13 protein-coding genes and 1 tRNA gene are annotated in these 17,308 nt (G+C 52.0%); 4 read left to right on the forward strand and 10 right to left on the reverse strand.

Going from position 1 to position 17,308, the window contains the following annotated elements; genetic code table 11:
• Positions 1-22: 22 nt before the first annotated feature.
• Positions 23-1,315: a TolC family protein gene (locus tag JIN87_RS19390; RefSeq protein WP_200357270.1), complete on the reverse strand. Its 1,293-nt coding sequence runs from the start codon at positions 1,313-1,315 to the stop codon at positions 23-25.
• 272 nt (positions 1,316-1,587) lie between these two features.
• On the opposite strand from JIN87_RS19390, the gene JIN87_RS19395 reads away from it, so the two are divergent.
• Positions 1,588-1,672: transfer RNA gene (locus JIN87_RS19395), tRNA-Leu, on the forward strand.
• A 31-nt stretch (positions 1,673-1,703) separates the two neighbouring features.
• On the opposite strand, the gene JIN87_RS19400 is transcribed toward JIN87_RS19395, so the two are convergent.
• The 4 genes from JIN87_RS19400 to JIN87_RS19415 form a co-directional block, all read right to left on the reverse strand.
• Positions 1,704-1,910 carry a hypothetical protein gene (locus tag JIN87_RS19400; protein ID WP_200357271.1) on the reverse strand — a complete coding sequence of 69 codons (207 nt, stop codon included), beginning with the start codon at positions 1,908-1,910 and terminating at the stop codon, positions 1,704-1,706.
• Between the two features lie 152 nt (positions 1,911-2,062).
• Positions 2,063-4,822: a response regulator gene (locus JIN87_RS19405; RefSeq protein WP_200357272.1), complete on the reverse strand. Its 2,760-nt coding sequence runs from the start codon at positions 4,820-4,822 to the stop codon at positions 2,063-2,065.
• A gap of 231 nt (positions 4,823-5,053) precedes the next feature.
• Positions 5,054-6,526, reverse strand: coding sequence for a sulfatase (locus JIN87_RS19410; protein WP_200357273.1), 1,473 nt, complete (start codon positions 6,524-6,526; stop codon positions 5,054-5,056).
• Positions 6,527-6,630: 104 nt separating this feature from the next.
• Positions 6,631-7,821, reverse strand: coding sequence for an AraC family transcriptional regulator (locus tag JIN87_RS19415; RefSeq protein WP_200357274.1), 1,191 nt, complete (start codon positions 7,819-7,821; stop codon positions 6,631-6,633).
• Between the two features lie 170 nt (positions 7,822-7,991).
• Between JIN87_RS19415 and JIN87_RS19420 the strand changes: the two genes are divergently transcribed.
• From JIN87_RS19420 to JIN87_RS19430, 3 genes are all read left to right on the forward strand, one after another.
• Positions 7,992-10,373, forward strand: a complete 2,382-nt coding sequence (locus JIN87_RS19420) for an alpha-amylase family protein (protein ID WP_200357275.1) — start codon at positions 7,992-7,994, stop codon at positions 10,371-10,373.
• A 114-nt stretch (positions 10,374-10,487) separates the two neighbouring features.
• Positions 10,488-11,468: a family 16 glycosylhydrolase gene (locus JIN87_RS19425; RefSeq protein ID WP_200357276.1), complete on the forward strand. Its 981-nt coding sequence runs from the start codon at positions 10,488-10,490 to the stop codon at positions 11,466-11,468.
• 267 nt (positions 11,469-11,735) lie between these two features.
• The gene (locus tag JIN87_RS19430; protein ID WP_200357277.1) at positions 11,736-11,927 is read left to right on the forward strand and encodes a histidine kinase dimerization/phospho-acceptor domain-containing protein; all 192 of its coding nucleotides are present in this window, start codon (positions 11,736-11,738) and stop codon (positions 11,925-11,927) included.
• A gap of 22 nt (positions 11,928-11,949) precedes the next feature.
• Here the strand turns inward: JIN87_RS19430 and JIN87_RS19435 are convergent, their stop codons facing one another.
• From JIN87_RS19435 to JIN87_RS19455, 5 genes are all read right to left on the reverse strand, one after another.
• Positions 11,950-12,990 (reverse strand): glycoside hydrolase family protein, encoded by a 1,041-nt coding sequence (locus JIN87_RS19435; protein ID WP_200357278.1) that lies wholly within the window; start codon positions 12,988-12,990, stop codon positions 11,950-11,952.
• Positions 12,991-13,010: 20 nt separating this feature from the next.
• Positions 13,011-14,522 carry an alpha-L-fucosidase gene (locus tag JIN87_RS19440; protein WP_200357279.1) on the reverse strand — a complete coding sequence of 504 codons (1,512 nt, stop codon included), beginning with the start codon at positions 14,520-14,522 and terminating at the stop codon, positions 13,011-13,013.
• 206 nt (positions 14,523-14,728) lie between these two features.
• Entirely contained in the window at positions 14,729-15,259 is a 531-nt protein-coding gene (locus tag JIN87_RS19445; RefSeq protein ID WP_200357280.1) for a GNAT family N-acetyltransferase, read from the reverse strand.
• Positions 15,249-16,424, reverse strand: coding sequence for a PHB depolymerase family esterase (locus JIN87_RS19450; RefSeq protein WP_200357281.1), 1,176 nt, complete (start codon positions 16,422-16,424; stop codon positions 15,249-15,251). Before JIN87_RS19450 ends, JIN87_RS19445 begins: the two co-directional genes overlap by 11 nt.
• 118 nt (positions 16,425-16,542) lie before the next feature.
• A complete protein-coding gene (locus JIN87_RS19455) occupies positions 16,543-17,283 on the reverse strand; it encodes a helix-turn-helix domain-containing protein (RefSeq protein WP_200357282.1) in 741 nt (246 codons plus the stop codon).
• Positions 17,284-17,308 lie beyond the last annotated feature (25 nt).

Raw genomic sequence — 17,308 nt, forward strand, 5'->3', positions numbered from 1 at the left:
AAAATACAGGCTTCAAAAGCGACTAATCGACCGAGAGAGCATCAAGCCCTAATTCAGAAACTAGAGCAGACAGAGCGGTGAGATAACTGATACGGAGATTCTGAGCACGCAAAGACGCGTTGTCGTAATCCTTCTGAATCTTTTCCAGCGCAGCCTCGGAATCCAGCCCCTCCTCCACGCGAGACTGTATCCACTCCAAACGCCCCTCAGTTGCGATCAAAGCCCTTTCCTCGATCGCCAAAGATCGACGCTCGATTTCCAGTCGAGTCCTCATCTGCTCGAAGCCACGGACAAGGTCGGTCTCCACGCCTTCCAGCCCAAACTCCATGCGAGAGAGACGCTGCATCGCTTCCATCGAGCGCCCTTTCTTTCGAAACCCGTCAAAGATGCTCCACCCCACCGCGACGCCGAAGTAAGAATAGCTCTGCTCGCGACGCGTCCCGTCCAAATCAAGAGCATTGGAACTCAGTCCCAATTGGGCGTCCAGCTTCGGCTTCAGAGACTGATTGATGATCTTCAAGTTCTGCTTTTGGACTTCCACGTCCAAATTCATCCGCTGATAATCCTCGTCCAGCTCCACCCCTTGCTGGAAAAACGTATCAAACCCGTAGATCGACTCGGCCGTCAGCATTTCGAACTCCGGTATCTCGTCAGCGATCTTCTCTCCCAAAACCTCCGCATCGACGCCAGTAAGCCTCGCGAACGAACCTAAACGATAATCCCAGTCGCTTTCATTTCTCAAAACCGCCAACTCCTGGCGCTCCACAGCCAACTCGTAGTTGAAAAGCGAAGTCTTGCTCGCCTTCCCCTGTTCGACCGACTCCTGATGGTATTCCAACCTAGCAACCGCCTCATCCAAATCCACGCGGCTACGGGTAAGTTTCTGCTTCAGGATCACCAACGCCATATAATCCCGTCTGACCTTCTGAATCAGATCCGAAATGATCCGGGCCGACGAAAGCCCCTCCATATCGAACTGCAACTGGCCAATCTTCTTCTGTGACTGAAGAGAGCCCCAGTGATACAAAGGATGCTTGAAAACGATACTGTAGACCACGCGGTCCTCAAACTCAGCCTTTCCATCCGTATCCTCGTCCTTCTCCTGCCGAAACGAGAAAGAGCTCGTGAACTTCGGCATCACCGCCGAGTTCGCCGAAATCCGCTTCCCCTTCGCCTCGCCTTCCACGAACGCCCTCACCTTCACCGTATCGGAATTTTCCAAAGCCAAGGCGATTACCTCTCCCATTTGAGGCAGAACCTCTTCCGGCATTTTCCCCGCGAGCGAGACTTCCGCATGGGAAGCGACGCCAACCATCAGGGCAAAACAACAAAACAAAGCGCGCATAGAGACTTTTTCAGGTGGGAAATTTCAGCAAAGGAATAAAGGGCTAACGGCTAAAACCGGGGGCAAGCTCCGCTCGTCGCCCCAGAGACACCGCAAGGAAGTTTCGGTTCTGTGAAAAGCGCCTATTGGTATCAACACTAATGTGCCAAGAACGCCCCAGTCGGATCCCTCTCCAAAATCTCTCAAATATTTGATTGATTTCCCCAACGAAGCGCGTCTTTTTCAGCGACTTTCCTACACAAGCCCAGGTGGCGGAATTGGCAGACGCGCTAGATTTAGGCTCTAGTACCGAGAGGTGTGGGGGTTCGACTCCCCCCCTGGGCACCAAAAAAAGACCGCTTCGAGCGGTCTTTTTTGTTTAGTTCTCCCGCAAAAGCCGCATGGCTTCCTCGTGCGGAATACCCTCCTCCAAGCCCTTGTCGTAGTCGTCGAGTCGTTCGCAAGCGATGCGAATTTGCGCCTCCTCGAATCGTTGCTGAGCTAGGCACAGGACGAAGTCCATGACCTTCCTCTTCTCTTCTTCGGGAAGAGCCTCAATTTCGCGAATGATATCGGCGGCATCCATTGAATCTACAAGTCTAGGGGCACTAGCGTCATCAGCAAGCCTCCCAAAATGGGAATATCCCAATCCGTTCCTCAACGAATGAAAGTTCTCCGCCAGCTCCACCTAGGATCTCAAACAGAGAGCGTTCGGAAAAAATTCAACTTCCGGCAAAGCTACAGAACTGCGAGCGCTTTGCTGATCTCACCCTTGACTGCCTCCAGGCGTCTTTCGAACTCAGGCAAACGTCGCTTGGCTTGGTCAAAATCTCCAATTTTCCCAGCCTGTTCCATTTCCCCGGAAACCGAAGACAGCGCTGAGCTCTCAATATTCATCGACATGCCCTTCACGGCATGGCCGCTCGAAAGCAGCTCATAAGCGTTCTTTTCTTCAATCGATCGTTTCAATTGAGCCAGCCTGATTTCAACTTCCTCCAGAAACGAGGCGGCAACCTGTCGGACGAGCCCATCGTCGCCCATCATATTAGCTCTCAACTTCTCCAAATCGAGTAACGATTCATCCGAATCTCCTTGTTTCAAAACAGTATCCAAATCTCCAGCACCATTAGCCTGAACCTTCGACCCGAGCCACGATTCCAAAATAGCAAGGAGCTTATCGGGTTTGATCGGCTTAGCGATGTAGTCATCCATCCCCGCTTCCAGACACTTCTCGCGATCGCCCTTTATGTTATTAGCGGTCATGGCGACGATTGGCGTACGACTACGCTCTTCTTTCATCTCATCCGCACGGATACGTTGACTCGCTTCATAACCGTCCATTTCCGGCATCTGGCAATCCATGAACACAAGGTCATAGTTAAACTGCTCCAAATTTCGCAACGCCTCCAACCCGTTCGCTGCCAAGCTCACTTTCAAACCAAATTTCTCCAAGATTCCCTTGGCCACATGTTGATTGGTCACGTTGTCTTCAACCACCAACACCCTCGCGGTGAACTTCACATCCGCAAACTCCGAAAAGCGACGAGGAATCGCAGCCGCGACCCCTGAGGCCTCCAACAAAGCGTTGTATAATTCAGACTGACACACCGGCTTGCTCGCGAAGGACCTGAATCCTGCCTTCTCAAACATCTCCGTTTTTCCGGGACGAGCGTATCCCGTCATCATGATCAAACGAGTATGTCGCAACACCCCTGAATCACGAATGGCATGAGCAAGCTGCAATCCGTCCATCCCTGGCATTCGCCAATCCAAAATGGCAATGCCGAAAGGGCTGCCGGACGAGTGAGCCTCATGCAGCGCCGCGATTGCAGATCCGCCATCCTCAGCCATGGCGTGCTCAATTCCCCAGCCTTCGAGTATGTAATGAAGCACCTCCCGATGCGTGGCATTGTCGTCCACAACCAGCACCTTCTCGTTTGGCAAATCCACAGTGATCGCTAGCTCGTCCTGCTCCGCTGCATTCTCAAGGTCCATAGTGAACCAAAACCTCGAGCCTTTTCCAAATTCGCTTTCGACGCCAATTTGTCCCCCCATCATCTCAACCAACTGCTTACTAATCGCTAGCCCCAAGCCTGTCCCGCCATAAAGCCGAGTCGTTGACCCATCGGCCTGACTGAATCGGGTGAACAGACTCGTTTGCTGCTCCTCCGTCAGCCCGATACCCGTATCAACGACTTCCATACGCAGCAGAGTTCGCTCTTCTCCCGTTTCGACAATCGTTCCATAGACCGCAACTTCGCCCTGCTCGGTGAACTTGATCGCATTCCCGACCAAATTAGTAATCACTTGCCGAATACGGCCTGGGTCCGCCTTCAACCACTTGTTCAGCAAAGGCCCCGCAGGACAGACGAACTCCAAGCCTTTCTCCTGAGCCCGAAACGCCAAATTGGCGGCGAGATCCTGCATCAAGGCGCCCACTTCGAAATCGATTTCCTCCAACTCCAGCTTTCCCGCTTCGACCTTCGAAAAGTCGAGAATGTCATTGATCAAGCTCAACAACGATTCAGCGCTGCTTTTCACCTTCCGAGCATACTCGTACTGCGTATCATTCAGGTCCGCATCCAAAAGCAGATCCGTCATCCCGATCACACCGTTCATCGGAGTACGAATCTCATGGCTCATATTCGCCAGAAATTCGCTCTTGGCTTCGTTCGCTTTCTTCGCCTGAACGAGGGCTTCATCCCGCTTCTTCGCGCTCTCCTTTAGCGAGACCGTCATCTCGGAAAACGTCTTCGCAAGTAAGCCCACCTCGTCTCCACGAGCCTGAATATCTAACTTCGAGGTCAGATCACCGGCAGCGACGCGTTCCGCTCCCAATGACAACTCCCGCAACGGTACCGCAATATTCCTCGTGGTCACAAACCCCGCCACAGTCAGAATCAGCAACGCTGCGATCGCTCCGAAGATCGTCACCAACTCCGCTCGATCAGCGCTCTCTTCCGCACGCCTTGTCCGCAGCTCTAGCAACCTCCGCTCCTCATCCTCCAGCTCTTTCACACGCCGGCGGATCTCATCCATGATATCCTTGCCTCGATCGGATTTTACCACCTTGAGAGCGGCTTCCGGTCCCACGTTTCTCATCAAAACGATCGTTTCACGCAACTCGGCAAACTTCCCATCTGGGCCATCGATGTAAGGAGCCAGTTCCTTCAGACGCGACTGCTGCAGATCATTGTCACGCGTCAACTCGATGAGCCTCTGGAAGTGGTCATCAATACTCTTTTCCGCATCGTTGAAGGGCTCGAGATAGCTTTCCTCCCCCGTCAGCAGAAAGCCACGCTGGCCCGTTTCCGCATCCTGCATGGTCGAAATCACATTCTTTAGAGCAGCCAGAACTTCATGAGTATGACTCCGCCACTTAGCAGTGTCGGTCAGCTCCAAAGTGCTACGGTAGGACATCGCGCCGATAAACACGACAAAGGCGAGAGCTACCATGTAGCCGGCGCCGATCTTCGCCCCTACATTCCAAAATTTCATAGGCAATCGATACGGTGAGAAGGATTCCGAGTGATTATCCACACATTCGATACACATCTTACCCCCGAGAGCAACCAACCGCTTCTCGTCCCCTTTGCATTTAGCGAGTGCTTTCGCTAGAGACCTATTCGCAGACTAGTCAGTAACCCGCGCGTGGAGTCCGCCATAAGTTTTTTGACTCCGGTAGAGCGTATTTTCCCAAACCGGCCACGATCAGGGCACTGCCCCTTCTCACTCCTGCCACTTGTTCGCGGCTTGGATGGCTTTCGCGTTGTGGATTTCGGGATCGTAGCCGGCAGCTTCCCTTCGCTCGACCAAACGCGCCTGCAGCCGCTTGACGGTAGCAGCGTATTCCGGATTTTCGGCCAGATTCGTGAACTCGCCGGGATCGTTTTGACGGTCATACAACTCCAGCCCCTTTTTTCCCCAACCCCATTGCGTAAAACGCCATCGATCAGTCCGCAGCGACTCCCCGCCGCTTCGACTAATTGTAAACGCATCCGACTTCGCCCAACTCCTTGAATCCGGATCGCTCAACAAGCCAACTAAACTATCCCCTTGAATCCAATCCGGAGCCGCGACGCCTGTCAGTTCCGCAATCGTCGGATACAGATCGACGAGCTCGGTTATCTTCAAAGTCCCTCTCCCATGCTCGCCTTTGAGCCAAGGCACGCTAACAATAAAGGGCACTCTCGTCGACTCCTCGAAAAGGTGCTGCTTCTGGTACTTGTGATGCTCTCCCAACTGGTAGCCGTGATCGCTGGTGAATACCACAATCGTATTCTCCGTGTAGCCATTCTCCTCGAGAGCATCCAGCACTCGACCGACCTGAGCGTCCATGTAGGAAATACTCGCGTAGTACGCCTGCATCAGCCCCTTGTGCAACTCCGGTGTCACCCCCCAGTCTTCCGCGTCCTTGTAGCCACGAATAACCTTGGGCACATCCAACAGATCATCCTCAGGCACAACAGGCGGCAACATCGCCTCACGATCGTATAGCTCGAAATACTTGGCCGGAGCGACCAACGGAACGTGCGGCCTCACGAATCCCACCGCCAAGAAAAATGGACGATCCCCCATATTCTCCAGATAGCGAATGGCTCCGTCGGCAGACATACCATCAGCGTTTTCAGAATCCCCCGTAGTCGTTTCAACACTACGGAACGTTTGCGATCCCTTGAACGCCGGTGACCAATCCACACTCACCCCTGGGGCCTCATGCTCCAGAGCCTTGATATTTACCACTTCATCCCAAGACGGTTCGTCATCACACCAAGTACTCCCCTTAACGATATCGCTCGGCACGTTCATATGATAGATTTTCCCGACTCGCGCCGAGAAATAGCCATTTTCCCGGAAAAGTTCCGGAAGCGTATTCAGCGACTTTCCCTCAGCTCGCTCCACGCCCCAATTCCCTAACGTGCCATTGGAATACGGATACAACCCTGTCAGCATCGAAGCTCGCGAAGCGCCACAAACGGGATACTGGCAATGCATATTCTCGAACTTCACCCCTCGAGCCGCCAAGCGATCCAGATTCGGCGTCTTGCACTGAGCATGCCCAAATCCACTGAGCGCCGTATTCAGGTCATCCGAGATCAAGAAAAGCACATTCGGCCTTTCAGGAGCCTTCGCGTCTAGACCGACCGAAGCCGTGAAAGCGAACAAACAAAACAAGTAGCGCAAAGCAGAGGTTAATCTCATAATCTTTTCTGGGTCCCCTATCCTCCGAAACATACACAGCAATGTACATACCGAACGTTGCTCTAACTGTTGAGAGCCCATCATCGGACTGTGAAAAAGCAGACCTACTCCAAGTCCGACCTCTGATGCCCTTGCTCCAGCGACCACTGGCGACGGTACTGCGACGGAGAGAGATCCGTCGCCTTCTTGAAGGCCTTGTGCAGGTAGGTATAAGACGAATACCCGCAGATCTCAGCAATCTCATACATCGTGTGCTTTGTCTCGACGAGCAGGTCCTTCGCTTTGCTTAACTTTCGGCGACGAATCTCCTCCCCCGGACTGTGTCCCAAAGCTTGGTTGAACTTCATCTCCAGTGCACGCCGGGCCATCGGCACATGTTTGAGAATCTTGGAAACGTTAATCCCCTCCTCCAAGGCATGCTCATCTATATAGCGAAGAGCTTGCTCAAGCTGCGGATCGTCGACCGCCAACGTATCCGTTGATCCGCCTAGGATAACACGAGTCGGCTTCACCTTGGCCAGAGACGGCAAATCAGTCTCACCTTCCATCAGCTTATCTAAATAGCTAGCGGCCAGCTTTCCTATCTGTATCCCCGCATCCTCCACCGCGGTCAAACGGGGATCGCAAGCGTTATCGAGCAAGTCGTCCGTATTGCTCGCGATCACTGCAACCTCGTGCGGGACCAGTATGCCCGCCATTCGACAGGCATCGATTACCTCCCGTCCGATCGGGGCGTTCCATGTCACAACCGCGATCGGCTTGGGCTGCTCGTTGAGCCAGTCCACGACGCTTTGACTCCAATCCTGCCATGATTCGAGCGATGAATAATCCGGCTGCATGGAAAGCAGCTCATGCTTGATTCCCAAACTTCGGGCCACCCGGCGAAAAGCTTGGTGCTGCTCCCTTACGCCCGGCCGCATCGTCGCGCCGACATATCCAAAACGCTTGAAACCTTTGGCCAGCAAATGCTCTAGAGCTAAGCGAGCCGTCTCCATATGATCCGTCATCACTTGGGGGTGCGGCTGATCGGGGACCATAATATCCGATACGTCTACGATCGGCACTCCATACCTTTCTAAACGTCGTGCAGTTTTCCGGCTGTCGAGCATGGCGATTATCCCGTCCCCCTCCCAGCTCTTGGGCAAAAAGAACGAGCCATGCTCCGGCTTTTCCGGACTGACCCAGTTATGCCAACGATGGTGCTTATTCGCTTCCGAGAGGATGCCTTCAATCAAGCGTCGCCCCCAACCAGAAGAGGTCTCAATAAGAATCGCGATCTGCTTGAGCGGCTTCATTTAGCAAATGATTACAAAGTCTGCGTGTTTTGAGACAATCGATACGCAAAAGGTGATTGTCAATATTTGCGCCATTTGCTATCGTTTTCCTGATAAACGATCGAGGCAGGGAACCCCTATCCCGTAGGATCAGCACATTTGCCCGTTCCAACACTCCCCTTACACCAAACATGACTAAACAAACCGGCACTTTCCTAATGTCTTGCTTGCTCGCTCTCATGCTGGGCTGCACCTGCATCGCGAAAAGCAAACTCGAAGAAGAAGCGCTCGCAAAGCTCAGCTCTCTCGAGGAGTTGATGGATGAGGCTCGCTCCAAATCTATCGACGTTACTCGTGAAGAAACCGTAGTCTGGTTCTCCAAAGAGTTCATCAAATTCGCCAACTGGGACGAAGCGAACATCGAAGCCAACGAGTACCTATTCGGTGTCTACCACGAGCCATTCAGGAGCCAGAAAGAGAAGCTCGCCAAAGAGCTTCCCGACTTCGAACGTACAAAAGTCATCGAGATTCTCGATAAGGGCATCGCCACCCTAGAAGACGTACTAGCAGGAAAAATCGTCCGCCGCCCCGTCAATAAAGTCGATTGGCAAAACATCGAAGTCGCCGACGACGTACTGCTCAGCAACGGCAAGCCCATCTTCCTATACGACTATTTCTCTAAGTCAGTTGGACGTCCCCTTACCGACACGCAAGTTTACAACGACCACCTTGGAGCGATTTTCCACGGCGGCGAAAATCTGTATCCAGTAGACCACGACCGCGCGATCAACTCTTTCCTGCTAAACGAGGATGGAACATGGAATGAAGAACTGCTAAAGGAGATCACCGACATTGTTGATACAAACGTGGGATTTCTCCTTTTCTGGAACGGTGGCATTCCCGATTGGGTTCTCAACAAAGAGCCTGAAGCCAACAAAGGTCGCGGCCTCTTCACCGGCTTCGATATCGACAACCCGCTCGTACGCGACGTCTGGGGTAAAATCGCTCGCAAATCCGGCGAACTCACCCAAGGCAAAAAAGTAACGCAACTCGGCTATATCCTCTCAAACGAACCACACTGGTACGCCGCCAAAGAGCACTGGACCCAGCGCTACCTGGAAATGAATTCGATTTCCTCCTACACCGACGCCAACTTCAAGGCGTGGTTGAAGGAGAGCTATAACGGAGATATCAAGGCCCTAAACAAGAACTGGGAAACGTCTTTTGCTGACTTCGACTCAGTCACCTATCCGTTCCCACTACCGCGCGCTCTCCGCGGCAAACCTCTCTGGTACGATTTCTGCCGATTCAATATGGATCGCGGTACAGATTGGTTCACTTACATCCAAGAAGAACTCCGTAAAGGTAATCCAGATGCGGATACAAGCATCAAGCTCCAGCCAAATCTCTTCTCGGAAAACTATCGTTCGCACGGTATCGACGTAGAAGCCCTCACCGAGCTCACATCCATGATCGGCGACGACGCGAAGACTCAGTGGATACGCAACCTCAATCGCAAAAAGCCAGATCCTTGGGAAGCGCACTACGCTTACTACTGGGAAGAGCTCAGCCTCACCTACGATTTCATGGAGTCAGTCGCTCCCGAGAAAATCCACTTCAACTCGGAAAACCACTTCCTATCAGCCTCATGGGTACGCGAACTTGATCAGCCAGAGGAATACGTGCGCAGCGTATACTGGCTCGCAACCATCCAAGGCATGGATGCCAACATCGCTTGGTGGTGGGCACGCGACCCTAACGGCTCCCCGGAAGATCGCATGGAAGGCGAACTCGACTTTTTCGACCCTGCCCTGGCCGGATCTTACGCCGCCTCTGCCAACCAGCAGCCACACATCGTCAACGAAGTAACTCAAGTCATGTACGACATGAATAGCTTCTCTGAGGAGATTATGGCCATTCGCAAACAGCGTCGCCCACTCCGAGTATTCTACTCCGAAACATCTGCGATCAACAAACCGAGGCACATGACGGACCTCTTCGAAGTCTACGAGCAACTCTTCTTCGAAGGATTCCCAATGGGATTCGCTACCGAAAAAATAATAAAGAAGCAGGACCACGAACAGTGGGATGCGATCGTCGTATATAAAACTGAATACGTAACAGACTCGGAGTTCGAAACCTTACAGAGCTACCTCGACCAAGGTGGAACAGTTCTATTGGACAACAAGTCTAGCCTCTCGAAAAACCAGCACGGTCACAAACGCCTCGACTCGCTCAAAAGCAGCAAGGGCAAGCTGATCGTCATGGGCAAGAACGCATCCCTAAGCGAAACAAAGGTCAAAGCCCTCGAGCTAGTTGAAGCGAGCCTGCCAGAACTCGTGCTCACCGAAGATAATGGCACTGGCCACAAAGGCTGCACCTGGCGCGTGGTCGAAGGCCCGAACGGATCAACTTTAATCAACATCCTGAACCTCGGCACACACACAGCAAACCTCACCCTCAAGAACCAGAAAGGCAAAGGAGTGAAATCAATCAACATGCTCACCAGCCAAAAGGTAGGATCCAAATTCGAACTCAAGCCAAATGGAGTTCTGCTGCTAGAAGTGAAATAAAATAGGAGGGCGATGCTTGCACGCGAACCCACGAGACCAAGGTCGCTCCTACTGTAGGTCGCCGCGCTGAGGCGAAATCTCTCTCAGGCGGGCCACCGCCCCGCCCTACAATTAATGCTCCCCCAAAACACAGTATCCAAATTCTCATGCATCGCCCTGTTGCTCCTCAGCAGTCAGGGCTTTGCCAGTAAACTGACACCACTTCCCTTTTCGGATCTACAAAACAAAGGAAATTGGGTCTATAACGCCGAAGTCAGTGACGAGTTTGAGTCCGATACGCTCGACGAAGACCGTTGGTTCATCGTCGGAAAATTCGTTGACGGGAAGCCCACCTACATCCATCCGGACAAACCGAAAAAGAAAGTCTGGAAAGGTCGCGCCCCTTCACAGTTTTCAGGCCGGAACTACCGACTCGAAGACGGGATGCTCAAACTGGAAGCTCGTTGGGAACCGGACTTCCCATTCGAGAAAGAAATCCACCAACCTGTATTCGGTGAGGCATTACCCTACGAAAACATTACTACAGCCTGCCTGATCTCGCGAAAAGCCTTCAAATACGGCTATATCGAGATCCGAAGCAAAGCGGCCGACGCGCAAGTAACCAGCGCCTTTTGGTCCATGGGCCCCGGTATTGAATTCGATTTTTTCGAACAGTACGGTGACGGACGGGGTGAAGGCAAAGAGCACCTCGACAGCGAACTCTGGTGGTCCATTCGCGATTGGAAAACCTTACGAGGCAAACCATCCTACACAGAACGAAAAGACCTAGGATTTCGAGTCGCCGACGACTTCCATGTGTACGGAGTAGAGTGGGACGAAACCGGCATCAAATACTACATCGACGGAAAGCTATTTTCCTCCGTAACAGCAGACGAAGCAACAACCTGGGCCAGGGAAAATCGCGAAGTAGATGAGGACTACAACGGCTACGTTGCCACCGTCCCCATCAATATCTGGCTGGATATGGAGATCTTCCCCTGGCACGGCATCCCAAAAAGCTTGGAAGACCTCGAACGCAACAGCCCCGAACACCTTAAACATGACGGCCGCGTGGACTACGAAATCGAGTACGTCCGCGTCTGGCAAAAACGATGAACGAATCCCCCAAAACCACTAGGTTAACGGTTTAGTATCCCTAATATTTGCTGATTCACTCTAATCCTCTAAATTAGAAAAACTGAAACGTTTCAACCAGTGTAACTTCTAGGCACCTCGCAGTCTGATCGCCCCCAGACATGCTCTGAAGCTACACCACGAGTCTCCTTTCAAACCCTACCGATTGCTTCGCCCGAGCGATCACCGTTTTCCAACTCCTGACCTCATCGAATAACCCTCTCGTAACAACATACTCCCTTAAAGGTCATGGAAACCTCCCAAACACCCTCCGATCTTTCGCTCAAGAGCCACGAACTTTTCACCCCTCTCAACCACATAGTAGGAATGGGGCACGTGCTCAACTTGACCAATCTAGATCCGGATCAGCGTGACCTCGTCGAACGAATCATCGTAGCAGGCAACGAACTCAATCGCCAGATCCACCGCCACCTTTCCTAACAGCAACTTGAAGTTAGGCCTCTCACTCGGAAAGGTTAATCTTCACAACACCACCACAATTCCCTTCCGGTCTCTGGACCGCGTTGAAAAGATAATCGGGTTTCCCGTCTTTCAGCAAAATCTGGTCCCGTTCACAACGCTTGTCATCCCTCATCGGATAATAAGTCGCTCCTTGGTGTTTGGCCCGCTTCGGATAGGACCAGTTCAATCCGTCCTCAGAGGACAAATACAAACTGCTCAGCCAATCCCAGTTTCCCATATCGCGGATCACACAATGGAACTTTCCATTCCAATAAAACAAGGTGGGGTCTTCCGTCTGTCCGTTTACTCCCTCGAACTTATCGATGACCGGGTTCCCCTCGTATTTTAGATAGGGACCTTCCAGCGAATCAGCAAAGGCTACTCCCGTCTTCCGACGATCATCGTGGTTGCGATCCCAAGCCCGGTAGTAGATCCAGTATTGGCCATTCGGGTGCTTCACAAACGCGGGATTTACCACGCAATATTCATCCCAATCGTCTGGGTTATTGGATACATCGATTATCGGCCTATCGAAACGTTTCCACGGACCATACGGATTGTCAGCGATCGCCATCCCCACTCGCTGACTTCCTGCCTCCTGCGCACGATCTCTCCACGTTTCCGCCTTCGAGATATCATTACCGATATAGAGCAGCACGTACTTTCCAACAACACGGTAGATTGAAGGATTGTGTATCGAACTAGCGTCCCAGTACCCAGGTCCCCTGCCCTGTAAAATGCTACCTTGCACCTTGTAAGGGCCTTCAGGTTTGTCAGCCACCGCGTGACCAATTTCGCCGTTTCTCAGCCAATGCCCTTTATCCGGAATGATCGCGAAATAGACGTGTACCTTTCCCTCATCGTCATAGACCGCCGAGCACCCCCAAACGCGGTACCCATCTTGGTCTTGCAATATCAAGTTCCCCTCTGAGCTGAGACTCTTGCTCAACCAAGACTCCTCGAGCTTCGGAGCCTCCGCCGAAGCCAAAAGAAGCGAAGCAATAAAACAAAGGATACAAACAATGCTCTTCAGTTGGTTCATTTCGATTCCTCTCTTAACGTTTAATTACTCAGATCAATTCGGTAAACCAAAGCGGCATCCGCTTCAGCAGGCTTCACCTTCGGCTGCGTCACAAGCAGTCCCTTCTTCGTCCGCTTCCACTTAACCGGCTCCTTACTGCCAAGAACGGATACAGCTTTCACTTTCAGCCCTTTCGCATCACCCGCAAAAACCGTCAGCTCACGTTCGCTCTGCTCGTTGTTCCAACCAAGCTGGATAGCATAGACTGTATCCCCTTTCTGGGTATACCGGATGTCTTTTGCATTCAGTTTTTTTAGACCCTTCTTAATCGCCCCGTATTCATTCCAGACATCCTCAGGGTCACGTTTCAACTCAGTGGGACCTTCACCAAACACCACAAAAGGCCGTGTTTCGTAGATGGCCTCTCCGTAGAGCTTCATCCAAGCTCCTATTCCTTTCATCGCCTCGACTTGCTCTTCGGGCATCGTTCCATCTGCCATCGGTCCCGCAGAGAGCAGCATGACTCCATTCTTGCTCACCACTTCCGCCAGCATTCGGATCGCCTGCTTCGGGTCTAACGCCGTTCGCTTCGCTTGGTTGTAGCACCATGATGCTCCCAGAATGAAATCGGTAATCCAGACTTCCGAGGTGATGTCTTCCATCGTGGCTCGTTCCACGTTTACCACGGCTAAGTCTGTCGGGAAGAACGTCCCCTTGGTATTCACCACAACATCCTTCCCCTCGGCGGCCGCCTTATTGAAGTAATTGGCTAAAAACTGCTGGCGATGAGACTCCTTTATGTAGCGTTGCCCAAAGTCCATCCAGATGTAGTCGGGGCAATGCGCTTCGATCACCTCATTCAGCTTTCCCAACCAAAGTTCATTAGCTTCATCGTAAGTCATGTTACCGTAGAGTGTTCGATACTGCTCGTCTTGCGGCACCTCGACATCCTCGTAAACCCAGTTGTGTCTACTAACTGGCCGCAGCCAAGTATTCTCAGGCTTCGGGTAGAACATCATGTGAAACCCGTGGTGAAAGGTAGCCATATATTTTAGGTCACGCTTCTTCACCTCGTCACCAATCGCTTTCACAACATCGATCCCCGGCCCCATAACCGCCGAGTTCCATTCATTCACCTCGCTATCCCAAAGCGAAAAACCATCATGATGCTCCGCGATCGAACCGATAAACTTTGCTCCCATGTCCTCGAACATATCTACCCATTCCTTAGCATCGAACTTGTCGGCTTTCCATTGAGGAATGAAATCATGGTAATGCATCTCGGGGCCGTAGGTGTTTTTATGATACTCGTAAATATCACTCCCCCAACCCTCGCGGTCATGTATATACATCCAGCGTGGATACCATTCGCTTCCCCACGCCGGCACCGAATAAACGCCCCAGTGGAAGTAAACACCGAGCTTCGCATCCGCAAACCACTCAGGCACCGCTTCGTGCCGCTTGAGCGAATCCCAATCAGCAGAGTAAGGAGCTGCCGCCAACGAGCCGCAGCAAGTAAACAGCAAGGAGAAAGCCGTCAGAACATTTTTCATATCTCGGGGTAGTTTAAGATAGTGCTACAAAAAGGTATGAGACCACCCCCAGACCTCCGAAACGACTAGATTGTCAACTCAAGCATTTGAGCCGGAAACTCCTGCCCATCGAGGGTTCAAATCCACCTAAACAAGATTAATATTTGGCAAAACAACTCGACGTAGAACGAGGAGTTCATCGCTACCAACAGGCGACTCCCTGAAAACTACCAGAGCTCCGGCTTTCTCAACGGCTTTACACAAGAGATCGGAATCGTGGACTTTGGCATCTCAGCCTCGTTCAATACGATGCCCAACCAGCCAAACGGATACTGAAGCTTATAAGGTGGGAGGAATCGTTCAGCGACTTCGGGCGAGAATCCAAAACGAGAATAGTAGGCAGGGTCTCCATAAACGAGCAGAGCCGAGACTCCGCAGTGCACAATCTCCTCCATTCCCTTCCTGACCAATCGTGAACCAGTCCCCTTCCTTTGCTTTGTAGTCTCCACCGCCAGCGGTGCCATGGTATAACCAACAATGTTTCCCTTGATCTTGGAAAATACAGGTGAAAACGCTACATGCCCCAAGACGCGCCCACCCTCCTCAGCAACAAGACTCAATACCGATGGATCGCTCTCTTCCTTTAGCAGCTCGATCGCGAGGTCTGCCACCTCCTCTCTCTCCTCCGCAGGGAAAGCCTCCAGATAGATTTCACGAATAACTGCTTCGTCAGCGAGTTTGGCGTTCCTAATTTTCACTTAGGTTCCTTTCCTCCTTCGTATCCCTATTTTGTGTACAGCTATAAATGATTCGCGGCGGGCACTTTTTGAAGAACTTCCAAATCTCTTCGTATCCGCTAAAATCAAGACTCACTTTTCCGGTGATCGCTTCTCGCTCCGCAACCTGAGCGATGCCGGGCATTCGGTGTCCACCGTTTCGAATCAAGTAATACTGCACGAGCACACAGTCATCGCCAGCTGGATACAGTCGACATTCAGTCCGTGTTCCATCTTCTGGATCCAGATCGGGAAGCAGCGACTTCGTTGGCTTAGCCGAAATTTTATTATGCAAAAGGTATAATCCTAACATCTCCTCGGTCGCGATGACTCGACCACGACGATCACGCCCGAGGATTGCACCACCATCAATTGGAACAAACGTATCTTGATCTCCTTGAATAACGAACAAAGAGACCGGGTAGACCGGCTTAAAGTCCTTCGCTAACGGCTCTGCCAATCCTCCGATGACTGGAGCAATTCCAGCAAAAACATCGGAGGCTTCGACAGCGAGACGATGCGAAAAAATAGCTCCATTAGAAATCCCAGCTGCAAAGACACGTGAGCGATCAACAGCATAGAGTTCACTCACCTTCTCGACGATCTGGCGTACAAACTTCACATCATCCACACCCTCGACTTGAGAAACGATGTTACGAGCGCTACGACCATCATTCCAGTTACCTTTCCACGCGTTTGGGTAAACCGCGATAAAGTCGTCCCCTCCCATGAGAGGACCCATTCCAGGAACTGCCAAGCGCTGGGCAGAACCGCCCCCACCGTGAAAGAAAACAACGAGCGGAACCTTCTTTTCGAATTCCCGCTTCGGCAACTGGAGGACGTAAGAACGCTCTCTTCCATCTACGGTCAAAAAATGCTCCGAATTGGCAAACACTGCATCCGCAGAGATCTTTGGCACCCTCGGCGTCGCGTTCCGCTTCAGAAAGGTCTGCGCTTCCATGAAGGTGATCGACCCATCATTGTTCAAATCAGCCTTCCTCCAACCTGGTTTCTTTCGGGTCTCGGCAGTCGATAAAGCTCCATCTCCATCGGCGTCCAGCTCCCTGAACATCTCAAGCCACTTCGGCGACGTCTGTGCCGAGACAGAAGTCACTAGGACAAACAGGATAAGGCTACACCATTTCATATGCGGTTCGCAGAGATCGAGTCTCCAAGACAACATGCGCTTCTACACATCTCAAGCTAATGCAGCCACACTCAAGACGAATCCCACCTAAAGCCTCTCCAGCGTAATGAAAAACCAATCACACCGAGTGCATCTTCCGGTACGCTCGGGGCGTTAGCTCCATGAGATCTTTGAATACTTTCGAGAAATGGCTGTGATCGTAGAAACCAGTCAGCAAAGCCACCTCTGTCGTCTTCAGATCCGTTTCCCGCAGTAGCTTCGACGCTGCACTGATCCTCAGACTCTTCAGATAATCGTAGGGACTTAGGCCAAAGAGTTTGCGGAAGAGCCGATTGAATTGGCTCCGCGACAAACCCACCCGAGCGGCGAGCTCCTCCACCGTGATAGGTTCCGCAAACTGACTGTGCAAATACTCCGCGATGCCGGCTAGCTTGCTGTAGGAGTGCGGCATCGAACTCATACTATCCGTCTCCCGCCAAACACCCGCCAAGCCCACGATCTTCCCTTCCTTATCCCGGAGCGGAATCTTGCTGTAGATGATAGCGGTGTTAGAGCCGATCTCTGGAGTCGGGCACATGGCGTTAATAATCGCCTTGCCCGTACGCATTACTTCCTGGTCCTGCTTGCGATAAAGGGCCACGCGGTCCGAATACCAAAATTCGTCGCCAACTTTACCAATCGTTTCCGCTTCCGAAGCCACCCGAGCGGACGCCACCGCACGCTGATTATTCATGGTGTGCCGCGACTCTAAGTCTTTGAAAAAGAAGGCTGTATCATGCAAACTGTCCAGCAGAGGCAATATCTGATCGAAGTTTCCTACCTTATCCCAAAACGCCTTCTTAAAGGCCTTCGCATTCATGCGTCATATATACACATTTTTGAGC

The organism is Pelagicoccus mobilis (assembly GCF_016595505.1).
In the GTDB taxonomy this organism is placed as follows: Bacteria; Verrucomicrobiota; Verrucomicrobiia; order Opitutales; family Opitutaceae; genus Pelagicoccus; species Pelagicoccus mobilis.